This is a genomic window from Bradyrhizobium sp. SZCCHNR1093 (assembly GCF_032381175.1).
Classification (GTDB): Bacteria; Pseudomonadota; Alphaproteobacteria; order Rhizobiales; family Xanthobacteraceae; genus Bradyrhizobium.
In genome coordinates, this window is sequence record NZ_JAUHJJ010000003.1 from 445155 (window position 1) to 464453 (window position 19299).

Genomic DNA, 19299 nt, shown 5'->3' on the forward strand with positions numbered 1-19299 from the left:
TTTCGTGGGGGTTGCTGAAGCCATGCCCGAAAAACCGGCTGCGTCGTGCTCAAATCCGCGGCATAGACTGCGACGTTCCGGATGACATTGGCGCCGTGGCGGGCCAAAAGAGACGGCAGATGCGAGGAGAAACCATGAGCGAGATCGTCACCGCGGGGTTGCTGGTCATCGGCGACGAGATCCTGTCCGGCCGGACCAAGGACAAGAACATCGGCTTCATCGCCGAATACCTCACCAATCTCGGCATCGACCTCAAGGAAGTCCGGGTGGTCTCGGACGACGAGCCGGACATCATCGCGGCGCTCGACGCGCTGCGGCATCGCTACACCTATGTGTTCACCACCGGCGGCATCGGTCCGACCCATGACGATATCACCGCGGATGCGATCGCGAAGGCGTTCGGCGTCGGCATCGACCACCATCCCGAGGTGGTGGCGCGCTTCCGAGAGCGCTGGAGCGAGCAGGAGCTCAACGAGGCGCGGCTGCGCATGGCGCGCATCCCCGACGGCGCCGAGCTGATCCAGAGCGCGACCATTCTGGCGCCGGGCTTCAAGCTCGGCAACGTCATCGTCATGGCCGGCGTGCCCTCGATCATGCAGGCGATGATGGACATCGTGGCGCCGAAGCTGAAATCGGGCGTGCGGATGCTGTCCGAGACCGTCCGAGCCAACGCGCGCGAGGGCGATATCGGCAGTCCCTTGCGCGAGATCGCGAAGGCGCATCCGGACGCCATCATCGGCAGCTATCCCTTCATCGACGAGGACCAGAAGCCGAACACGCATCTCGTCGTGCGCTCGCGCGACCAGGACAAGCTGTCGGCCGCGATGGCTGCGGTGAAGGAGATGCTCGCCGGGCTCAACGTGACGCGCTAAAGCAGGTGCAGCTTTCGAGAAACTCACGGACGAGATGAGATGCCAGACAAGACTTTGAGTGCAGAGGAGCGCGCGGGCCGGGCCTTCCCGGTGTCCTGGGACCAGTTTCATCGCGATTGCCGGGCGCTGACCTGGCGGCTGAACGAGATCGGGCCGTTTCATGCCGTGGTGGCCATCACCCGCGGCGGACTGGTGCCGGCGGCGATCGTGGCGCGCGAGCTTGGCGTGCGGGTCATCGATACGATCTGCATCGCGAGCTACGACCACACCAAGCAGGGCGAGCTTCAGGTTCTGAAGGGCATCTCGCTCGACACCGCGCAACTCGGTGGCGGCACCGGCAAAGGGCTCCTCATCGTCGATGACCTCGTCGACACCGGCAAGACCGGACGCATGGTCCGCGAAATTCTCCCCGACGCGCATTTCGCCACCGTCTACGCCAAGCCGAAGGGCCGGCCGCTGGTCGACACCTTCATCACCGAGGTGTCGCAGGACACCTGGATCTTCTTCCCCTGGGACACCGCGCTGTCCTTCGCGCCACCGCTGCGCGACGGGGCGGCGTGAGGAGGGGGCGAATGGCGAATAGGGAGTAGCGAATAGGGAATTCGGGTGGGCGAGGCGTTCGCTATTCGCTATTCGCTACTCGCTATTCGCCTGCTCCGGAGCCGAAGGCGGAGGAGACGGATGCCTCTGCAGAACCGCGTGACGCCTACAGGCGACATCGTCGCCACGCCGCATCGCGGCCTGTTCACCGGCAATCGCGGCATCATCCATGATCCCGCGACGAAGACGCTGCTGCGGAAGCGCTGGTCGAGCCCCGCCTGGCTGGTCTGCCTGTGCGACTTCCGCGGCCGCCGGCGCGAAGTGATGGCGGGGCGGAGCTGGACCGAGCTGTTCTTTCTCGACGAGGCCACCGCCTTCGCCGCCGGTCACCGGCCCTGCTTCTATTGCCGGCGCGACGACGCCAAGAGGTTTCGCGCGGCGTGGGAGGAGGGCAACGGCGTCAGATCTCTGCGCGTCTCCGAGATCGATCGGGTGCTCCATCGCGAGCGTCTCGATCGCGGTCGCAAGCGCCTGCATCCGCTGCCGATGCCGCTCGCCGCCTTGCCCGACGGCGCCATGGTGCAGGCGGGCGAGGAGAGCTTTCTGATCCGAAAAGGCTGGGCGCTGCCCTGGTCGGCGGCGGGCTATGACGCGCCACGCGCAGAGATCACCGACGCGTTGCTGCTGACCCCGCCCTCGACGCTGCGCGCGATCAAGGCGGGCTACGCGCCGGTGCTGCATCCGAGCGCGATGACCTGACCGTCGGGTGATCGGGCCGCCGCACGGATGTGCCGCGCGGAGCTCCGCGCGTCACCACGTGTAGCGCACGATGCCCTTGCCGGCGTAGCTGCGGGTCACATCCGAGAACTCACCCTCGAAGCTCGCGCCGGCCGACCAGCCGTTCCGCCACTTCATCTCGGCAGAGACCGTCGTCAGCGCCGAATTCTGCGCCTGCCGCGCGCCGTTGACGACGAAGGATGCGCCCGGAAGGGCCTGGAACGTGGCCCCGGCCGACCGGCTGGGGTTGAAGTCATAGGCCCAAGCGAAGCGGCTGCGCAGCGTGAATACGCCGTCGGACACCGCATAGGATTTGTCGGTGCGCAGGCCCAGCTCCGACCGCGTATCGGTGACGTTCTGTGATCCGAAGCGGAGCGCGAAGGTATTGGCGCCGGCGACCGCATTCTCCGCATAGCCCGGCAGGCTGAACGTCGTGAACTGCGCCGCGGCGTAAGGCGTGATCCCGAACCCCATCCAGGGCGACACGAAGCGATAGCCGCCTTCCAGCCGGCCGGCAAAGGTGTTGGCGTCGAAATTGGCGCGCAGCTGGTCGACGCCGGCCACGGTCACAGTGCGGTTGGTGGTGATGTTCTGCCAGCCATACGCCAGTGCCCCCGAGATATAGCCTGCGCCGATATTGTGCCTGACGAAGGCGCCGGCCTGGAACAGGTCGGACCGGCCGCTGCCGCCATTGGCGACGCTGAACGTGGTGCCGCCGCCGGCCATCGAGAAACCGGCGATGGTGAACGGCGAGAAGCGATAGTCGGCGCCGACGGCCGTGCCGTAGAGGTTGCTGGTCGTGTTGTTCGAGCCCAGCGCGGTGTTGCCGTCGGTGGTCTGCGAGCCGCCAAAGCCGGCCGCCCATACGCTCCAGCCCGGTCTGGCCACGGGCGCGGCCGGCGCCTTGGTGTAGATCGCGGCCAGGGCGTCGTTCGGATTGCGCTTGCTGGCATAAGCGAGCGTCTCCTCCGCATAGCCGATTGCTCCGCCGGGCGCAGATCCCGAGTCGCCGCGACCGGCAACGAACGGGTCGGTCATGACGCCCATGAACTGCGTCATCGCGTTGAACGTCGTCTGCTGCGAGCCGGTCGAGGTCTCGCCGGAGATCTGCGTCAGTCCCGTTGGTGTCAAACCGGTGAAGACTACGGGGATGCTGCCATTCGTGTTGAAGTAGTTGGTGAGCGCGTTGCTGACGTTCTGCTGATTGATGTTCCCCGCCGGCGTGCCCATCGAGAGGTTGAGGAAAACATCGTTGCCATCATAGCTCAGCGTCGAGGTGAACCCGGCTGGGAGGTTGGTGTTGGTAATGCCGCCGAACGTGCCGCTGATGCCGCCGGTCGCGGTCAGAATGGTGTATTGTTTGGAGATGTAGCTGCCGTTCGCGAAGGTCGCGGTGACGGCGGCGCCACCGAGCGTCGCAGTGCCCGTCACGGCCGCGAACGACGCCGTGCTCGGATTCACCTGCACCAGATATTGCGCACCCGACTGGAACGCGAGGTTGCCGGTGATCGCCATGGAGGAGGCCGGGGTGCCATTGCCGGGCGAGAACGTGCCCGAGATCGTCGCGTTGGCGCCGGTGACGGTGCCATCTCCGCTCAGCGTGCCGAACGTCTTGTTGAAGCCGTTGAGATCCAGCGTGGCGCCGGACAGCACGCTGAACACCGTGCTGGCGCCGAACGCGCCGGCCGAGCCCGCGCGCAGCGTACCGGCGTCGACATTGGTCGCGCCGGTGTAGGTGTTGGTGCCCGAGAGCAGCAGGATGCCGCCGCCCGCCTTCACCAGGGTGCCGGCGGAGGCGCCGTCGCCGACGATGCCTTGCAACGTGGTCGTGGTCGCGCTGGCAATGTCGAGCGTCGACAGCCCGGCAATCTTGAAGTCGCGGCCGTTGGCGAACGTCGTCGTGCCGGTGACCGCCAATGTGCCGCCGTTGGAAATGATCACGTCGTTGGCGACGTTGCCGAGATTGGCGGTGGCGCCGACCGAGAGCGTGCCGGCGCTGATGTTGACGTTGCCGGTGAACGTATTGGTCGCCGACAGCACCAGCGTCCCTGCACCGGTCTTGTTGAGTGCCGTGTTGACGCCTCCGGTCGTCAGGCCGGTGCCGCCGATCGAGTCGCCATAGGTCACGGTCCCGCCGGACACGCTGATATTGGCCATCACGCCGCTCAGGAAGATGCCGGCGCCCTGCGCTGCGCCGGCCGCCGCTGAAAATCCGTTGATCGCGCTTGGCCCGATCCCGATGCCGGGGGTGCCGGCGGTGCCACCGGTGACGGTGTTGCCGGAAATCGGCGAGTCGAGAATCGTCAGCGTGCCGCCGGTGGCGACATAGATGGCACCACCATTGGCTGCGCCGCCATTGCCGCCGGCGCCGCCGTCGGAGCCGGGCCCAGGCCCGCCCGAGCCGCTGGCATTCGTAGCGCCGTCGCCGCCGGTGCCGCCGTTGCCGCCATTGGCGTTGCCGGTGCCGCCGCCATTGTTGTTGGTGTAGGTGTTGCTGTTGGTGGTGCCGGAGCCGCCGCCACCACCACCGCCGTCACCGAGCGCGGCGCCCGCGGTGCCGGTCGTGCCTTGCGTGCCGGTATGTCCGCCGGTGCCGCCCGCACCGCCGCCGCCGCTGGCGCCGCCGTTGTTCGCGGCACCGCCCGTGCCGCCATTGCCGCCGTTCACCGGGTCGGCTGCCGCGTTCTGTGCGCTGCCGCCGTTGCCGCCACTGCCGCCGGTGGCGCTGTTGCTGGTGAAGGTCACCGCGGCGATCGTGACGTTGGCGCCGCTGCCGACCAGCAGGCCGCCGCCGGCACCAAGACCACCGCCGCCGCCGCCGCCGGAGCCATAGGCCAAGCCGCCGCTGTAATAGCCGTTCTGTCCGTTCTGACCATTGCCGCCGATCGCTGCCATGTTGGCGATCGACAGGCTGGAGATGTTGACGGTCGGCGCGTTGGCACCGCTGACGACGATGCCTTGAAACGAGGAGGCGCCGTTGATGGTCTGGCCGTTACCGGTGATGTTCACCGTGACGTTGCTGTTGGCGGCCTGCAGTTGCGCAAGCGAGCTCGACAGCGTGAAGCCGCTGGTGATGTTGATGGTGACGGTCGAGTTGGCGCCAGCGGCGGCGACCGCTGCCACCGCCGCATTCCAGTCGGTCTGGTTGGCGACGTCGATCGCCAGGGCCTGGGTGCTCAGGAAAGTGCTTGCGCACAGGATCGATAGGGCCAGCCATCGCCGAGACTTTGATTTCGGCGCAGCAGTAATCGTTCTCGCAATGCAAGTCATCCCCATCCCCAGCAATGAAGGCAAACGTCAGATTTGAAACTGATGCAGGCGGCGGAAGCTCACCGCGTTAACAGGTAGTAACGAGATGAAATTCTCGTACACACATTGTCAAGAACGCGAAAGACACAGTGCTCTGCCAACGATGTTGCTGGGTATTTCGCTACCACGGTTGCCGAAGTTGATCACGACGAGATGTCGTCCCGTCGGCCGAGAGCAGCCCCAAACTAACAGTAAGGTGCACATGAGCGCTGCGCGCAGCGGGCGCAACGCTGCTGCTGATTCATCCGGAGTCTTACCGGCCGGTGCGCTCGCGCGAGCGCTCGTCAGCGTGCGAGAGGAGCCGACCGGGAGACAGACGGTGACCTGTGATGCTCCGGAGGCACCGCGTGAGTGGCGATGGGCGCCAGCATCGGTCGGCGTGCGCCGTCAATCGTGGCCGCTCAAGCGAACCGCTGCCGTGCCAGCTTTGCGCCGGTGCCGAGCGCCATCAGCTTGGCCTCGGCGATCTCGCGCCGCATCGGCGCCATGCCGCAATTGGTCGTGGCGATGATGTTCTCCTTCGGCACCACCTTCATGACGTCCTCGATGGTCTTGCAGACATCCTCGGCGGTCTCGATCGCGTCGCTGGCGACGTCGATGACGCCGGCCTGCACGATCTTGTTCTTGAGCAGGCCGAGCAGCTCGATCGGCACCTTCGAATTGCGGCATTCGACCGCGACCTGCTGGATGGTGCTGGCGTCGATGACCGGGAACGTCTCCTCATACTGCCGCCACTCGCCGCCGAGCGTCTCCTTCCAGTCGGTGTTGGCCTTGATGCCGTAGCCGTAGCAGATGTGCACGGCCGTCGGGCAGGTCAGCCCCTCGGCGGCGCGCTCCAGCGCCTTGATGCCCCAATCGCGCACCTCGTCCATGTAGACGTTGAAGGCGGGCTCGTCGAACTGGATCATGTCGATGCCGTCGTCGTGCAGCGCCTTGGCCTCCTGGTTCAGCAGCTCCGCGAAGGCGAACGCCATCTTGACGCGGTCGCCATAGTAGTTGTCGGCGATGGTGTCGATGATCGTCATCGGCCCCGGCAGGGTGAACTTCACGGCGCGCGTGGTGTGCGTGCGCGCGATCCGCGCCTCGTCACCATGGACGCGGCCCTTCAGCGACAACGGCGCCACGACCTGCGGCACCATCGCCTTGTAGCGATCCTTGCGGATGCCCATCTCGACCTTGTGCGCGAAGTCGATGCCCTCGACCCGCTCGAGGAAGCCGTGCACGAAATGCTGGCGCGACTGCTCGCCCTCGGTGAGGATGTCGATGCCGGAATCCTCCTGCAGCTTCAGCGCGAGAATGGTCGCGTCGCGCTTGGCGCGCGCAAGCTCATCGCCCTTCGACTTCCACGGGGCCCACAGCACGTTCGGCTCGGCCAGCCATTCCGGCTTCGGCAGCGAGCCTGCGATGGTCGATGGAAACAGCATGGTCGAACTCTCCGTCGGCGTATGGGGCGGTCAGGCTTGAGCGCCTGTCTGCCATGGCTTACCCTTCAGGTACAGAAGAACGAAGCCGCCTCGCGTGTTCCGCGGCGCGGCATAATGGTCCGGGGAAGGAATCGGGGAAAGCATGATCGATCTCCATTACGCGCCGACGCCGAACGGCTGGAAGATCTCGATCATGCTCGAGGAACTTGGGCTGCCCTATACCGTCATTCCCGTCGACATCCGCGCCGGCGACCAGTTCAAGCCGGAGTTCCTGGCGATCAGCCCGAACAACCGGATTCCGGCGATCGTCGATCATGCGCCGGCCGATGGCGGCGCGCCGTTCCCGGTGTTCGAGACCGGTGCCATCCTGATCTATCTCGCCGACAAGACCGGCCGTTTCCTGCCGCAGGAGACGCGGGCGCGCTCGCGCGTGATCCAATGGGTGATGTGGCAGATGGCGGGGCTCGGGCCAATGATGGGGCAGCACGGCCATTTCGCTCTGTATGCCGCCGAGAAGATTCCCTATGCGATCCAGCGCTACCGCGACGAGGTCGCACGGTTGTTCCACGTGCTCGAGGTGCAGCTCGGTAAGACCGGCGCCTATGTCGCCGGCGACGACTACACGATCGCCGACGTCGCCTGCTTTCCCTGGATGATGACGCACAAGGCCCAGGGCTTCACGCTCGACGACTACCCCCACACCAAGCGCTGGTACGCGACGTTGCGCGCGCGGCCGCAGCTGCAGGCCGGGCTTGCGATCGGCAAGTTCGTCAAGGAGCCGTTCAACGAGCAGTCGCGTCATGTGATGTTCGGCGCGCGCGCGAAGGAGATGATGGGGAGATCGTGAGCGAGCTCCGCGGCATCGCGAGGAGCATGGGGATAAGCGGGGATAAGCCATCCAGACCGTATGTTGCAGCCCCTGGATTGCTTCGTCGCTACGCTTCTCGCAATGACGGAGAGAGTGATGTGCGCCAACTGCCTCCGCCGTCATTGCGAGCGCAGCGAAGCAATCCAGGGGCGACACTAATGGTCTCAATGACTCCGTGGCGCTCTCGATGACGAACGCATCAAGACCTTGAGGAAACACACATGATCGAATTCTTCTTCGACTGCTCCAGCCCCTGGACCTATCTCGCCTTCCACAATATCCAGCCGCTCGCGCGCGAGTTCGGCGTCGACATCGTCTGGCGGCCCATTCTCGTCGGCGGCATCTTCAACACCGTCAATCCCAGCGTCTATGCGCAACGCGAGAAGCCGGTGCCGGCCAAGGCGGCCTACATGCTGAAGGACCTCGGCGACTGGGCGCGCTCGGCCGGGCTCAAGATCAAGATGCCGCCGACGGTGTTTCCGGTGAACAGCGTCAAGGCGATGCGCGGCTGCATCTGGCTTGGGCAGGACATGGTGCCGTTCGCGCGGACCGTGTTCGAGATCTACTGGGGGGAGGACCAGGACATCTCGCAGGATGCCGTGCTGACGGAGGTGTGCCGGCGTGTCGGCATCGACCCGAAGGCGTTCTTCGATGGGATCGCCCAGCAGGGCGTCAAGGACCAGCTGCGTATCAACACCGAGGAGGTCGTCAAGCGCGGCGGCTTCGGCTCGCCGACGATCTTCGTCAATGTAACCGACATGTATTTCGGCAACGATCGGCTGCCGCTGATCCGCGAGGCGCTGGCGAGGGCGAAGGGGCGCGCCAGCTGATGCCGCGGGCGATCGTCTGCCGCGAGCTCGGCCCGCCGGAGAAGCTGAGGCTGGAAAGCCTGCCGTCTCGTGTGTTGGCTGACGGCGAGGTGCGGGTGAGGATCCGCGCGGCCGGCATCAATTTCCCGGACATCCTCATGGCGGCGGGTGAGTATCAGCTCAAGCCGGAGCTGCCGTTCACGCCCGGCGTGGAGGCGGCCGGCGACGTCATCGCCACCGGCGCGGCCGTGACCGGCCATGCCGTCGGCGACAAGGTCATCGTTCGGATGCGCTTCGGCGCTTACGCCGAGGAGGCGTTGGTGGCAGGGAGCCAGCTCACGCCGCTGCCGTCGACCTTCGACTACGCGGAAGGCGCGACCTATCTCGTCGGCCATGGCACCGCCCATCACGCGCTGGTCGATCGCGGCCAGCTCAAGCCCGGCGAGACTCTGCTGGTGCACGGCGCCGGTGGCGGCGTCGGCCTCGCCGCCGTCGAGATCGGCAAGCTCTTGGGCGCGACGGTCATTGCAGCAGCGTCCTCGGAGGAGAAACTCGCGGTGGCACGCGCGCGTGGCGCCGATCATCTCGTGCTGTATGCGCGCGAGCCGTTCCGCGACGCCGTCAAGCGCATCACGGATGGGCGGGGCGTCGACGTCGTGTTCGACCCGGTGGGCGGCGAGGTGTTCGAGCACAGCGTCCGCTGCATCGCCTGGGGCGCGCGGCTGCTGGTGATCGGCTTCACCGGCGGCATCGGGCTCGCACGCACCAATTTGATCCTGATGAAGGGCGCCAGCGTGCTCGGCGTGCGCGCCGGCGAGGCCGTGCGCAGGGACCCTGAACTCGGAGAGCGACGCATGGCGGCGCTGCTGGCCTTCGCCGAGCAGGGCAGACTGCGGCCGAACGTGTCGCACCGCGTGCCCTTCGACAACTACGCATCGGCGATGCGGCTTTTGATCGAGCGCAGGGCGACCGGACGCGTCGCGCTGGTGATGGATTAGTTTGCAGGCGCCTGCCCAAAAATGTGGCGGACGGGTCTATGTATTTTTTTACCACTGGATTCATAGAATGATCGGACAGGTTGAGGCCGATCATGTTGAAGACGTCGAAGATACTTCACCGCATTGCCCTGTCTGCATTGCTGCCCATCCTCACATTGGCTGCGTTGGCGGCCTACGAGATCTCCACGAAATGGGCGGTGCGCGTCGAGATGACGCGCATGCAGCCGGTGGCGGAAGCCGTCGGCAAGCTCAGCCGTTTCGTTCATGAGCTGCAGCGTGAGCGCGGCATGTCGTCGGCGTTTCTCAGCAGCAAGGGCACGCAGATGCGCGCCGAGCTGGATCAGCAGCGCAGGCTGACCGATGGCGAGCGCGCGCATGCAGTCGCCGCGCTGGACGGGCTGCGCCGGAGCGGCGCGCTGGCCGAGGCGGCGCAGGCGAGCGAGCAGGCGTTGGCGCAGCTCGATCGCCATCGCGGCGACATCGACGCGCAAGCCATAACGCCGGCGGCGGCCGTCAGCGCTCTCACCGAGATTGTCGCCCGGCTGACCAGTCTGATCAGCAGCATGTCGACGCTGAGCGATGATGACGACATCTCCAAGGCGATCATCGCCTATGGCAACCTGACGGAAGGCAAGGAGCGCGCCGGCCTGGAGCGCGCGGTCGTGGCGGGAGGACTTGCCGCCGGTCGCTTCGAGCAGGCCGCCTATGCGCGTGCAATAGGGCTGGCTGCAGCGCAGGACAGTTATTTCGCGGCATTTCGCGCCGCCGCCTCGGCGAGAGGGCGTGCGGCGTTCGATGCGGCGATGACCGGACCGGCGATCGACGGCGTCGTTGCCATGCGCAAGGTGGTGGAGCAGGGCGGCGTCAGCGGTGATTTCAAAGGGCTCGCGAGCAAAGCCTGGTTCGATGCGGCCACGCTGCGGATCGATCTCCTGAAGCAGGTCGAAGACGCTCTGGCCGCCGAGCTGTCGGAGCTGATGGCCGGCAAGCAGGCCGCGGCCACGGCCAGCCTCGCCGCCGTCGGCGTGCTGCTGCTGCTCGCCTTGGCGCTGAGCCTCGCGATCGTCGTCGCGCTGGCGCGCAGCATCACCGGGCCGATCAACGCGCTGGCCGATACGATGACGCGGCTGGCGAAGGGCGATGTGAGCACCGCGATCGATGCGGTCGATCGGCGCGACGAGGTCGGCCTGATGGCGAGGGCAGTGCAGGTCTTCAAGGAGAACATGATTCATGGCGCCGAGCTCGCCGCCAGGGATGCGGAAGCGATGAGCCAGCGCGCCGAAAAAGCCAAGCGCGTCGGCGAGCTGACCGACCGTTTCAGCGGCGATATCGCGGCCGTGATCGATAGCGTGATCTCAGCCTCGGCACAGCTCGAATCGACGGCTGCCGTGATGAACCGGACGGCGAGCCGGACCTGCAGTGAAGCGAGCAGCGTCGCGCAGGCGACCGAGGCCGCATCGAGCAACATGCAGACGATGGCCGCGGCGACGGACCAACTGTCGAGCTCAGTCGCGGGCATCGGCGGTCAGGTGACGCAGTCGGCCGACATGGCGCAGAAGGCGGCCGCGGAAGGGCAGCGGACCAACGAGACCGTGCAGGGCCTTTCCAGCATGGCCGAACGGATCGGCGACATCGTGCGGTTGATCAGCGACATTGCCGGCCAGACCAACCTTCTCGCGCTCAATGCGACCATCGAGGCCGCGCGGGCGGGCGAAGCCGGCCGCGGCTTTGCCGTCGTCGCCGGCGAGGTGAAGCTGCTCGCGGAGCAGACCGCCAAGGCGACGGGCGAGATCCGCGCGCAGATCTCCGGAATGCAGGAGGTGTCGAGCGAGGCCGTGCGGGCCATCCGCGGCATCACCACGACCATCGGCGAGCTGAACGAGATCGCGTCGTCGATCGCGAATGCCGTCGAGGAGCAGGGCGCGGCCACGCGCGAGATGGCGCGCAACGTCCAGCACGCGGCCAAGGGGACCGACGAGATTTCGCAGAACATCCAGCAGGTCACGGCCGCCGCAAACGAGTCCGGCGTCACCGCCAGCCAGGTGCTCGGGGCGTCGGCGGAGCTGCTGCGCCAGTCCGAGAGCATGCGCCGCCATGTCGATGCCTTCATTCGCGGCATCAACGCGGCGTGAGCGATCGCACGCGATGGGATTGGCTGCTCATCGAGCGAAAGCGGCCGAGCGCGTGGCGCCGATGATCGTGGCGCTGATGAAGGAGTGACGCGGGCGCCACTCGCTGTCGTCCCGGCCTCAGCGCCGGGACCCATACCGCGTGATCCATCGTGCGGCACCCTGGACGTCGTTCCTCGCCAAACGGCATCCGGTGGCTGTTGATCCCGGATCGGCGCGCGCGTGCCGCGCGCTTGTCCGGGATGACAGCGTTCTATTTATACTCCCGCTCGTCCCACCACGGGAAATAGTCCGGCATGTCGGCGGTGACGGTGTTCTTGAACTGCGCCGGGCGCTTCTCCAGGAACGACACCACGCCTTCCTTGACGTCGTCGGAGCGGCCGCGCGCGTAGATGCCGCGGCTGTCGACCTTGTGCGCCTCCATCGGATCGTCGGCGCCCATCATGCGCCACATCATCTGACGGATCAGCGCGATCGACACCGGCGCGGTCTTGTCTGCGATCTCGCGCGCCAGGGCGCGCGCGGTGGGCAATAGTTCCTCCGGCGGCACCACCTTGCTGACGAGACGGCCGGCGAGCGCTTCCTGCGCCGGAAACACGCGGCCGGTGTAGCACCATTCCAGCGCCTGCGAGATGCCGACGATGCGCGGCAGGAACCAGCTCGACGCCGCCTCCGGCACGATGCCGCGCTGGGAGAACACGAAGCCGAACCGCGCGCCCTCCGAGGCGATGCGGATGTCCATCGCGAGCTGCATGGTGACACCGATGCCGACGGCCGGGCCGTTCACCGCGGCGATGACCGGCTTCAGCGACTTGAAGATGCGCAACGTCACCTGGCCGCCGCCGTCGCGCACCTGCGGATCAGAATAGTCGACGCGGCCATCGGCGTGGCGCTTCACCGGCCCGCGCTTGGCATCGCGATCGAACGTGTCGGCGCCGGAGGAGAGGTCGGCTCCGGCGCAGAAGGCGCGGCCCGCTCCGGTGACGATGATCGCCCTGACGCCGTCATCCTTGTCGGCGCGGTCGAAGGCGTCGATCAGCTCTTCCATCATGGTGCCGGTGAAGGCGTTGAGCTTCTCCGGCCGGTTCAGCGTGATGGTGAGGATCTTGTCGGCGACGTCGTAGAGAATGGTCTGATACGCCATGGGTGTTTCCTGATGTGTTATTGTTCTCGTTGTTAGAAACGTCATTCCGGACCGATGCGCAAGCATCAGGCCATGCGGCAAGTGCGTATGGTATTCCGTAGGGTGGGCAAAGGCGCGGCGCGCATCGCGCGCGGCGACGTGCCCACCATTTTCACCGATGGTCCGGCGGTGGGCACGGCGCCCGTCAGCAGCGGTGAGCGTGGATAGCGCCGTGTACGCGCCTTTGCCCACCCTACGAATCCGTCAGGGCGCCACCGGCCATGGCCGCTGCTCGCTGCGCAATCCTTCGAACGTCTTCGCCATCCCGAGCACGCCGACATCGTCGAAGCGGCGGCCGATGATCTGCAGGCCGATCGGGAAGCCGTCGGCGTCATAGCCGGCATTGACTGAGATCGCCGGGTTCTCCGACATGTTCCACGGCACGGTGTAGGTGATGTGCTCGAACGGCCTCTCGGGGTCGTTGACCGGCGAGGCGAGCTCGGCGGGGAATTTCACGCCGGGCGAGACCGGTGAGATGACGTAGTCGTAGTCGCAGAACAGTCTTGCTGCGGCGGCGCGCAAGGTCATCGTGACGTTGAAGCCCCTGATGACCTCGACGCCCGATAGTGCGGCGCCGCGCTCGGCCCATTGCAGGATGTAGGGCAGGGTCTTCGCACGCACCTCGGGCGCCAGCCGCGCCAGATCGTCCCACAGCCGCGCACGCCAGAAATTGTCGAGACCATCGAGCATCTCGCGCGTCAGGAAGCCCTTGACCTCGCTGATCACGGCGCCGGCGCCCTCGAACGCTTCGGCTGCCGCCAGCGTCGTCGTACGCACCGGCTCCTCGAGCGCCTGGCCGACGTCGCCGAGATCGAGCATCAGGCCGATGCGCAGCTTGCGCACCGGCTTCTCCGCGACCTTCCAGTGCAGGTCCGAGGGCGGCAGGCTGGTGCCGTCGCGCCTGTCCGGCTTCGACAGCACGCTCATCATCAGCGCAGCATCGTCGACGATGCGCGTCATCGGACCGGCGACGCGGCCGACATAGGGCGGGTCGATCGGCACGCGGCCGAAGCTCGGCTTGAGGCCGACGAGGCCGCACCACGACGCGGGCAGCCGGATCGAGCCGCCGATATCGGTGCCGACATGCAGCGGGCCATAGCCGGCTGCGGCCGCGGCACCCGCGCCGGCGCTGGAGCCGCCGGGGTTCATCCGCAGGTCCCACGGATTGCGCGTCAGCGGATGGAAGCTCGACAAGCCCGACGACAGCATGCCGTAATCGGGCATCGTGGTCTTGGCGAAGATGATCGCGCCGGCCTCGCGCAGCCGCGCCACCGGCGGTGCGTCGGCCGCCAGCGGCGCGCGCGTGACGCTGGCTGCGCCGAGCGGCATCGGCTGGCCCTTGGTGGCGATGTTGTCCTTCACCGTCGCCGGCACGCCGTCGAGGACGCCTGCCGGCTCGTCCTTGGCCCAACGCTCGGTCGAGGCCTTCGCTGCCGCCCGCGCCCCGTCGACATCGAGCAGATACAGCGCCTTGATATGCGGCTCCCACACTGCGACATGCGCCAGCACGTCGTCCATCACCTCGGACGGCGAGAACTGGCGCGCGCGATAGCCGGCGATCAGGTCGACGGCGGAGAGATCGTGCAGCGACGTGATGTCGTCAGAGGCGGGCTTGTGCATGCTGGTGCTCCGTTGCCGAAGTTCATCTCAATTCGCGCCCGCTCATTGACGTAGATCAGCGCTAAGCTGCCGGCAGACGAGTCTCGATGATGCGGGCGAACATGCTGGCGCCGATCGGCAGGATCTTGTCGTCGAGCACGTAGCCGGGATTGTGCACCGGCACCGAGCCGTCATGGCCGACCCAGAAATAGGCGCCCGGAATCGTCTGCAGCATGTCGGCGAAATCCTCGCTGCCCATCTTCGGCGTCGAGCGGGTCAGCACCTTGGACGGCTCGACCACGGTGCGCGCGACCTGCTCGACGACCTTGGACTGCTCCTCCTGGTTCACCAGCACGCTGAACGTGTCGCGGATGTCGACATCGATCTCGCAATTGAACGCCGCCGCCATGCCGGCGCAGATCGCGCGCATGCGCTCGCGCACCAGCGCGCGCACGGGGTCCGAGAACGCGCGCACGGTGCCGCACAGCCAGGCATCGCCGGGAATGACGTTGTAGGCCGAGCCGGCATGGATCTGCGTGATCGAGACAACGGCCGCCTGCAGCGGCTCGACATTGCGGCTGACGATGGTCTGGATCGCCTGCGCCACGCTGGTCGCGATCACCACCGCGTCCTTGGAGCGCTCGGGCATCGCGCCATGGGCGCCGTAACCGGAGATGCGGATGTCGAAGAAATCGGCGCCGGCCATGGCCGGGCCGGGCAGGATCGCGATCTCGCCATGCTCCAGGTCGGGCGCGTTGTGCAGGCCGTACAGTTCGTCGCACGGGAACTTCTGGAACAGGCCGTCCGTGATCATCGCCCGCGCGCCGCCGAGGCCTTCCTCTGCCGGCTGGAAGATGAAGTGCACGGTGCCGTCGAAATTGCGGGTCTCGGCGAGATAGCGCGCGGTGCCGAGCAGCATCGTGGTGTGGCCGTCATGGCCGCAGCCATGGAAGCGACCGGGGATCGTCGAGCGCCACGGCAGGTTGGTGTTCTCCTCCATCGGCAGCGCATCCATGTCGGCGCGCAAGCCGATCCTCTTGCCGCTATCGCCTTTGCCCTTGAGCACGCCGATCACGCCGGTGCCGCCGAGGCCGCGATGCACCTCGATGCCCCATTGCGCGAGCTTCTCGGCGACGATGCCGGAGGTCCGCGTCTCCTCGAAGCCGATCTCGGGATGGGCGTGCAGGTCGCGGCGGATGGCGGTGAGTTCGTCGGCGTAACCTTGGATGCGATCGATGGTGGGCATGGGTGCTTTTTCCTGGAGAGGTTTAAGCTTTGAACGCCGGACCGTTCGGCTTGAGGCGGACGCCCGGACGCAGGCTGGTCCAGGGCAAAGTGGAGGGATCGGCGGGCATCGCGCCGGGCGCGGCGCAGATCAGGAGATGTTCCGCGATCGGTTCGAAATCGGCGCGGAAATGCACTGAGCTCTTGTTGACGAGAATCGCCTGCGCGGTCGGCTCGATGCCGACGAAGCGGTACATTTCCTGGTCGGCGAGCTGGGACTTGTGCGAAGCCACGACGACGCGGACATCGCCAATGCGCAAGCACGCTGACGGTCCCATTTCCATCTTGCGGCCTCCGTAAAACGGACCCGGCGCGACGAAACGTCCATCGGACAGCTTCTCGACGATGAAGCTCTCCTCGAACGGCGCATCGCCGGGAATGCCGCTCTTGCCGCCGAGCGACAGCGTCACGGTGGCCCCTTCGCCGGCCGCGTGCGCGGCGAGCGCCGCTTGCGGATCGTAGATCATGCCGATCGCGGCGCGGCTGGCGCGGTTGCGCACCAGCGCGCGCAGCATGCCGGTCGTATCGGAATCACCGCCCGCGCCGGGATTGTCCTGGGTGTCGGCGATCACGATCGGGCGTGTCGCCGTCTTCGCCAGCGTCATCGCATGGCGCACGCCGTCATCGGGTGCGTAGATGCGGCCGTCGAAATCATCCTCGTGGCCCGCGACGATCGCCGCGATCGCATCCGCCGCGGCGTCCGCGTCGGCCTGCGTCCGGCCATAGGCGAACACGCTCGGGCCGCAATGCGCGAAATCGGCGGCGGGAAAGCCGGGCGCGAACGACAGCGTCGGCACGGCCTCGCTCTGCAGCGCCGCAAGCTTCTCGTAGATGCCCTTGGTCGGCTGGTCGTTGGTGCATTGCCAACTGATCGGGATCAGGAACGGCAATTGCCGGAAGGCTTTCGCCAGCGGCGCCTTTGCGCGCAGCAGCAGGGAGAGATGCTCGGCGCTGGCGCGGCCGGTGTCGGCCATGTCGGTGTGCGGATATTTCCGGTAGGCGATCAGCGCATCGGCATGTGCCATCATCTCGGGCGTGACGTTGGCATGCAGATCGAGGCTCGCGACCAGCGGCACGTTCGGGCCGATGACCTTGCGCACGCGCGCCAGGATCTCGCCTTCGCCGTCGTCAAGATGCTCGGCCACCATCGCGCCGTGCAGATCGAGATAGACGCCGTCGAGCGGGCCGGCGGCCTTGATGCGCTCGACCATCACGGTCGTGATGCGCTCGAACGCGTCCCTGGTGACATGCGCCGAGGGACTCGCCGCGCAGGCGATGGTGGGCACGACGTCCCAGCCGTAGGATTCCGCGACCGCCATGAAGCCGGCCTGGCCGGCATTGATGCCGCGCATCGTCGTGAGCACGGAGGCCGCATCGGCGATCGAGGCGCGGCCGCCGCCATGCATGAACGCGTCGTAGTCCGCTTTCGTCCGTGCGAATGTATTGGTCTCGTGCAGAAAGCCGCCGATCGCGACGCGCGTCATCACTCCGCCTCAGGCTGTTGGTGGTGCGATGACGTTAGACCGCGTATCGCGGCCCACGCAAGCGATCGAGCGATGCCGTTTTGCATGCGGGCCACGATGACGGCGCGTTGGCGCGGTGGCGTCTCGTCGTGGGTCCTTGCCGGCTCAGCGACGCAGTTCAGAGTCCCCGGGCCGCCTGGATTGCTTCGCTGCGAAGCAAGCCAGGATCCGTCTAGATATCCAGTCTGGATTGCTTCACCGCTTGCCGCGACGGCGGTGGGTGGCGTTGCTACGCCACTGCTTCCGACACCGGCCGGAAGTTGGCGAAGTCCCAGTTCCGTCCCGGCGCCGCTTCGAGCAGCGCGCGCGTGTAGGCTTCCTTCGGATGCGTCAGGATCTCGCCGGCCGGACCCTGTTCGACGATGCGCCCCTTCTGCATCACGACGACGTCGTCGCAGATCTGCGCGGCAACGCGCAGGTCATGCGTGATAAACAGGATGGCGATGCCGAGCCGGCGCTGGATCTCGTCGAGCAGCTCCAGCACCTGCGCCTGTACCGAGACGTCGAGCGCAGACACCGCTTCATCCGCGACAAGCACGTCGGGATCGAGCGCGAGCGCGCGGGCGATAGCGATGCGCTGGCGCTGGCCGCCGGAGAACTGGTGCGGGTAGCGTGAGATCGCGTCCGCGGGCAGGCCGACCAGCTCGAGCAGCTCGCGCGCCCGCGCCATCGCCTTGTCATGCGAGGTGCCGTAGTTGACCGGTCCCTCGGCGATGCTTTCACCGACGGTCAGCCGCGGGTTGAGCGAGCGGTAGGGATCCTGGAACACGATCTGGATCCGCTTGCGATGCGGCTGCAGCAGCCGGCGGGTCAGGATCGAGATCTCATGGCCGGCGAGGCGGACGCCGCCGGAGGTCGGATCGATCAGCCGGACGATGCAGCGGGCCACCGTCGACTTGCCGGAGCCGCTTTCGCCGACGATGCCGAGCGTGCGGCCCTTGCGCAGGGTGAGCGTGACGTTCTGCGCGGCGACGACTTCGCGCGCTTTGCCGAGGAACGAACGCTCGCGATAGACCTTGCCGAGCTCGTTGGTCTCCAGCACCACCGGCTCGGTGCTGTCCGGCCGCGGCGGACGCGGGATCAGGCTGGGCACGGAAGCGAGCAGGTTGCGCGTGTAGTCCATCTCGGGCGCCCGCAGGATCTTGTCGAGCGCGCCGGTCTCGACCAAGCGTCCCTGGCGCATCACCGAGACGCGATCGGCGATCTCGGCGACCACGCCCATGTCGTGGGTGATGAACAGCACGGCGGTGCCGTGATCGCGCTGCAACTCGCGGATCAGCGAGAGGATCTGCTTCTGCGTGGTGACGTCGAGTGCGGTGGTCGGCTCGTCGGCGATCAGGAGTTTCGGCTCGAGCACCAGCGCCATCGCGATCATGATGCGCTGGCGCTGGCCGCCGGACAGGCGATGGGGATAGGAGCCGAAAATGCGCTCGACGTCGGGCAGGTGGACCTGCTCCATCATGTCGAGGATGCGCTTGCGCCGCGTGCGCGCATCGAGGGACGTATGCGCGCGCAGCACCTCGTCGATCTGGCGGCCCACCGGCACGACCGGATTGAGCGCGGTCATCGGCTCCTGGAAGATCATCGCCATCCGGGTGGCGCGCAGCTCGCGCAGCCGGCGATCGCTCGCGGTGAGCAGCTCTTCGCCGACCAGCTTGACGCTGCCGCCGACGGCATGCAGCGCGTTCTTCGGCAACAGGCCCATGGTGGTCAGCGACGTCACCGATTTGCCGGAGCCGCTTTCGCCGACGACGCAGAGCGTCTCGCCCTTTTCGACCTTGATCGAGACGCCGTCGATGATGCGCGGGCCGTTCGGGTTCTTCGTCTTGCCGACGGTGACGACGAGATTGTCGATGTCGAGGATGGTGTCGGTCATTTCAAAGCTCTCTGTGTCGTCGTTCCGCGATGGTCCGAAGGACCAGACCCGGAACCTCGAGATTCCGGGTTCGCGTCTCCGACGCGCCCCGGAATGACGTCGTCGTTT

At 66.8% G+C, this 19299-nt stretch carries 14 protein-coding genes; 7 read left to right on the plus strand and 7 right to left on the minus strand.

The window, feature by feature from the left end:
• Positions 1–134: 134 nt before the first annotated feature.
• The 3 genes from QX070_RS13080 (at position 135) to QX070_RS13090 (ending at position 2171) form a co-directional block, all read left to right on the plus strand.
• Positions 135–872 carry a competence/damage-inducible protein A gene (locus tag QX070_RS13080; protein ID WP_315737455.1) on the plus strand — a complete coding sequence of 246 codons (738 nt, stop codon included), beginning with the start codon at positions 135–137 and terminating at the stop codon, positions 870–872.
• Positions 873–911: 39 nt separating this feature from the next.
• Positions 912–1433 (plus strand): xanthine phosphoribosyltransferase, encoded by a 522-nt coding sequence (gpt, locus tag QX070_RS13085; protein WP_315737456.1) that lies wholly within the window; start codon positions 912–914, stop codon positions 1431–1433.
• Positions 1434–1553: 120 nt separating this feature from the next.
• On the plus strand, positions 1554–2171 hold the full coding sequence (locus QX070_RS13090) for a hypothetical protein (RefSeq protein WP_315737457.1): 618 nt from the start codon (positions 1554–1556) through the stop codon (positions 2169–2171).
• Positions 2172–2222: 51 nt separating this feature from the next.
• Here QX070_RS13090 and QX070_RS13095 read toward each other — a convergent pair whose 3' ends face one another.
• Both QX070_RS13095 and QX070_RS13100 read right to left on the minus strand, forming a co-directional pair.
• On the minus strand, positions 2223–5459 hold the full coding sequence (locus tag QX070_RS13095; RefSeq protein WP_315737458.1) for an autotransporter domain-containing protein: 3237 nt from the start codon (positions 5457–5459) through the stop codon (positions 2223–2225).
• A gap of 440 nt (positions 5460–5899) precedes the next feature.
• Complete coding sequence (locus QX070_RS13100; RefSeq protein ID WP_315737459.1) at positions 5900–6922, minus strand: methionine synthase; 1023 nt, start codon at positions 6920–6922, stop codon at positions 5900–5902.
• 142 nt (positions 6923–7064) lie between these two features.
• Here QX070_RS13100 and QX070_RS13105 point away from each other — a divergent pair, with 142 nt between their 5' ends.
• From QX070_RS13105 to QX070_RS13120, 4 genes are all read left to right on the plus strand, one after another.
• The gene (locus tag QX070_RS13105) at positions 7065–7769 is read left to right on the plus strand and encodes a glutathione binding-like protein (protein ID WP_315737460.1); all 705 of its coding nucleotides are present in this window, start codon (positions 7065–7067) and stop codon (positions 7767–7769) included.
• Positions 7770–8011: 242 nt separating this feature from the next.
• Entirely contained in the window at positions 8012–8620 is a 609-nt protein-coding gene (locus tag QX070_RS13110; protein WP_315737461.1) for a 2-hydroxychromene-2-carboxylate isomerase, read from the plus strand.
• The gene (locus QX070_RS13115; RefSeq protein WP_315737462.1) at positions 8620–9597 is read left to right on the plus strand and encodes an NADPH:quinone oxidoreductase family protein; all 978 of its coding nucleotides are present in this window, start codon (positions 8620–8622) and stop codon (positions 9595–9597) included. The genes QX070_RS13110 and QX070_RS13115 overlap by 1 nt, the downstream gene beginning before the upstream one ends.
• A 92-nt stretch (positions 9598–9689) precedes the next feature.
• Positions 9690–11729, plus strand: a complete 2040-nt coding sequence (locus QX070_RS13120; protein WP_315737463.1) for a methyl-accepting chemotaxis protein — start codon at positions 9690–9692, stop codon at positions 11727–11729.
• Between the two features lie 250 nt (positions 11730–11979).
• Here the strand turns inward: QX070_RS13120 and QX070_RS13125 are convergent, their stop codons facing one another.
• The 5 genes from QX070_RS13125 to QX070_RS13145 form a co-directional block, all read right to left on the minus strand.
• The gene (locus QX070_RS13125) at positions 11980–12870 is read right to left on the minus strand and encodes a crotonase/enoyl-CoA hydratase family protein (RefSeq protein ID WP_315737464.1); all 891 of its coding nucleotides are present in this window, start codon (positions 12868–12870) and stop codon (positions 11980–11982) included.
• 243 nt (positions 12871–13113) lie between these two features.
• Positions 13114–14529 carry an amidase gene (locus QX070_RS13130; protein ID WP_315737465.1) on the minus strand — a complete coding sequence of 472 codons (1416 nt, stop codon included), beginning with the start codon at positions 14527–14529 and terminating at the stop codon, positions 13114–13116.
• A 61-nt stretch (positions 14530–14590) separates the two neighbouring features.
• Positions 14591–15754, minus strand: a complete 1164-nt coding sequence (locus QX070_RS13135) for a M20 aminoacylase family protein (RefSeq protein WP_315737466.1) — start codon at positions 15752–15754, stop codon at positions 14591–14593.
• A 22-nt stretch (positions 15755–15776) separates the two neighbouring features.
• Complete coding sequence (locus QX070_RS13140; protein WP_315737467.1) at positions 15777–17276, minus strand: M81 family metallopeptidase; 1500 nt, start codon at positions 17274–17276, stop codon at positions 15777–15779.
• 268 nt (positions 17277–17544) lie between these two features.
• A complete protein-coding gene (locus QX070_RS13145) occupies positions 17545–19191 on the minus strand; it encodes an ABC transporter ATP-binding protein (RefSeq protein ID WP_315737468.1) in 1647 nt (548 codons plus the stop codon).
• Between the last annotated feature and the right edge of the window lie 108 nt (positions 19192–19299).

Coding starts and splice junctions, on each gene's coding strand:
- QX070_RS13080 (WP_315737455.1), top strand. CDS start 135: ATGAGCGAGATCGTCACCGCGGGGTTGCTGGTCATCGGCGACGAGATC.
- gpt (WP_315737456.1), top strand. CDS start 912: ATGCCAGACAAGACTTTGAGTGCAGAGGAGCGCGCGGGCCGGGCCTTC.
- QX070_RS13090 (WP_315737457.1), top strand. CDS start 1,554: ATGCCTCTGCAGAACCGCGTGACGCCTACAGGCGACATCGTCGCCACG.
- QX070_RS13095 (WP_315737458.1), bottom strand. CDS start 5,459: ATGACTTGCATTGCGAGAACGATTACTGCTGCGCCGAAATCAAAGTCT.
- QX070_RS13100 (WP_315737459.1), bottom strand. CDS start 6,922: ATGCTGTTTCCATCGACCATCGCAGGCTCGCTGCCGAAGCCGGAATGG.
- QX070_RS13105 (WP_315737460.1), top strand. CDS start 7,065: ATGATCGATCTCCATTACGCGCCGACGCCGAACGGCTGGAAGATCTCG.
- QX070_RS13110 (WP_315737461.1), top strand. CDS start 8,012: ATGATCGAATTCTTCTTCGACTGCTCCAGCCCCTGGACCTATCTCGCC.
- QX070_RS13115 (WP_315737462.1), top strand. CDS start 8,620: ATGCCGCGGGCGATCGTCTGCCGCGAGCTCGGCCCGCCGGAGAAGCTG.
- QX070_RS13120 (WP_315737463.1), top strand. CDS start 9,690: ATGTTGAAGACGTCGAAGATACTTCACCGCATTGCCCTGTCTGCATTG.
- QX070_RS13125 (WP_315737464.1), bottom strand. CDS start 12,870: ATGGCGTATCAGACCATTCTCTACGACGTCGCCGACAAGATCCTCACC.
- QX070_RS13130 (WP_315737465.1), bottom strand. CDS start 14,529: ATGCACAAGCCCGCCTCTGACGACATCACGTCGCTGCACGATCTCTCC.
- QX070_RS13135 (WP_315737466.1), bottom strand. CDS start 15,754: ATGCCCACCATCGATCGCATCCAAGGTTACGCCGACGAACTCACCGCC.
- QX070_RS13140 (WP_315737467.1), bottom strand. CDS start 17,276: ATGACGCGCGTCGCGATCGGCGGCTTTCTGCACGAGACCAATACATTC.
- QX070_RS13145 (WP_315737468.1), bottom strand. CDS start 19,191: ATGACCGACACCATCCTCGACATCGACAATCTCGTCGTCACCGTCGGC.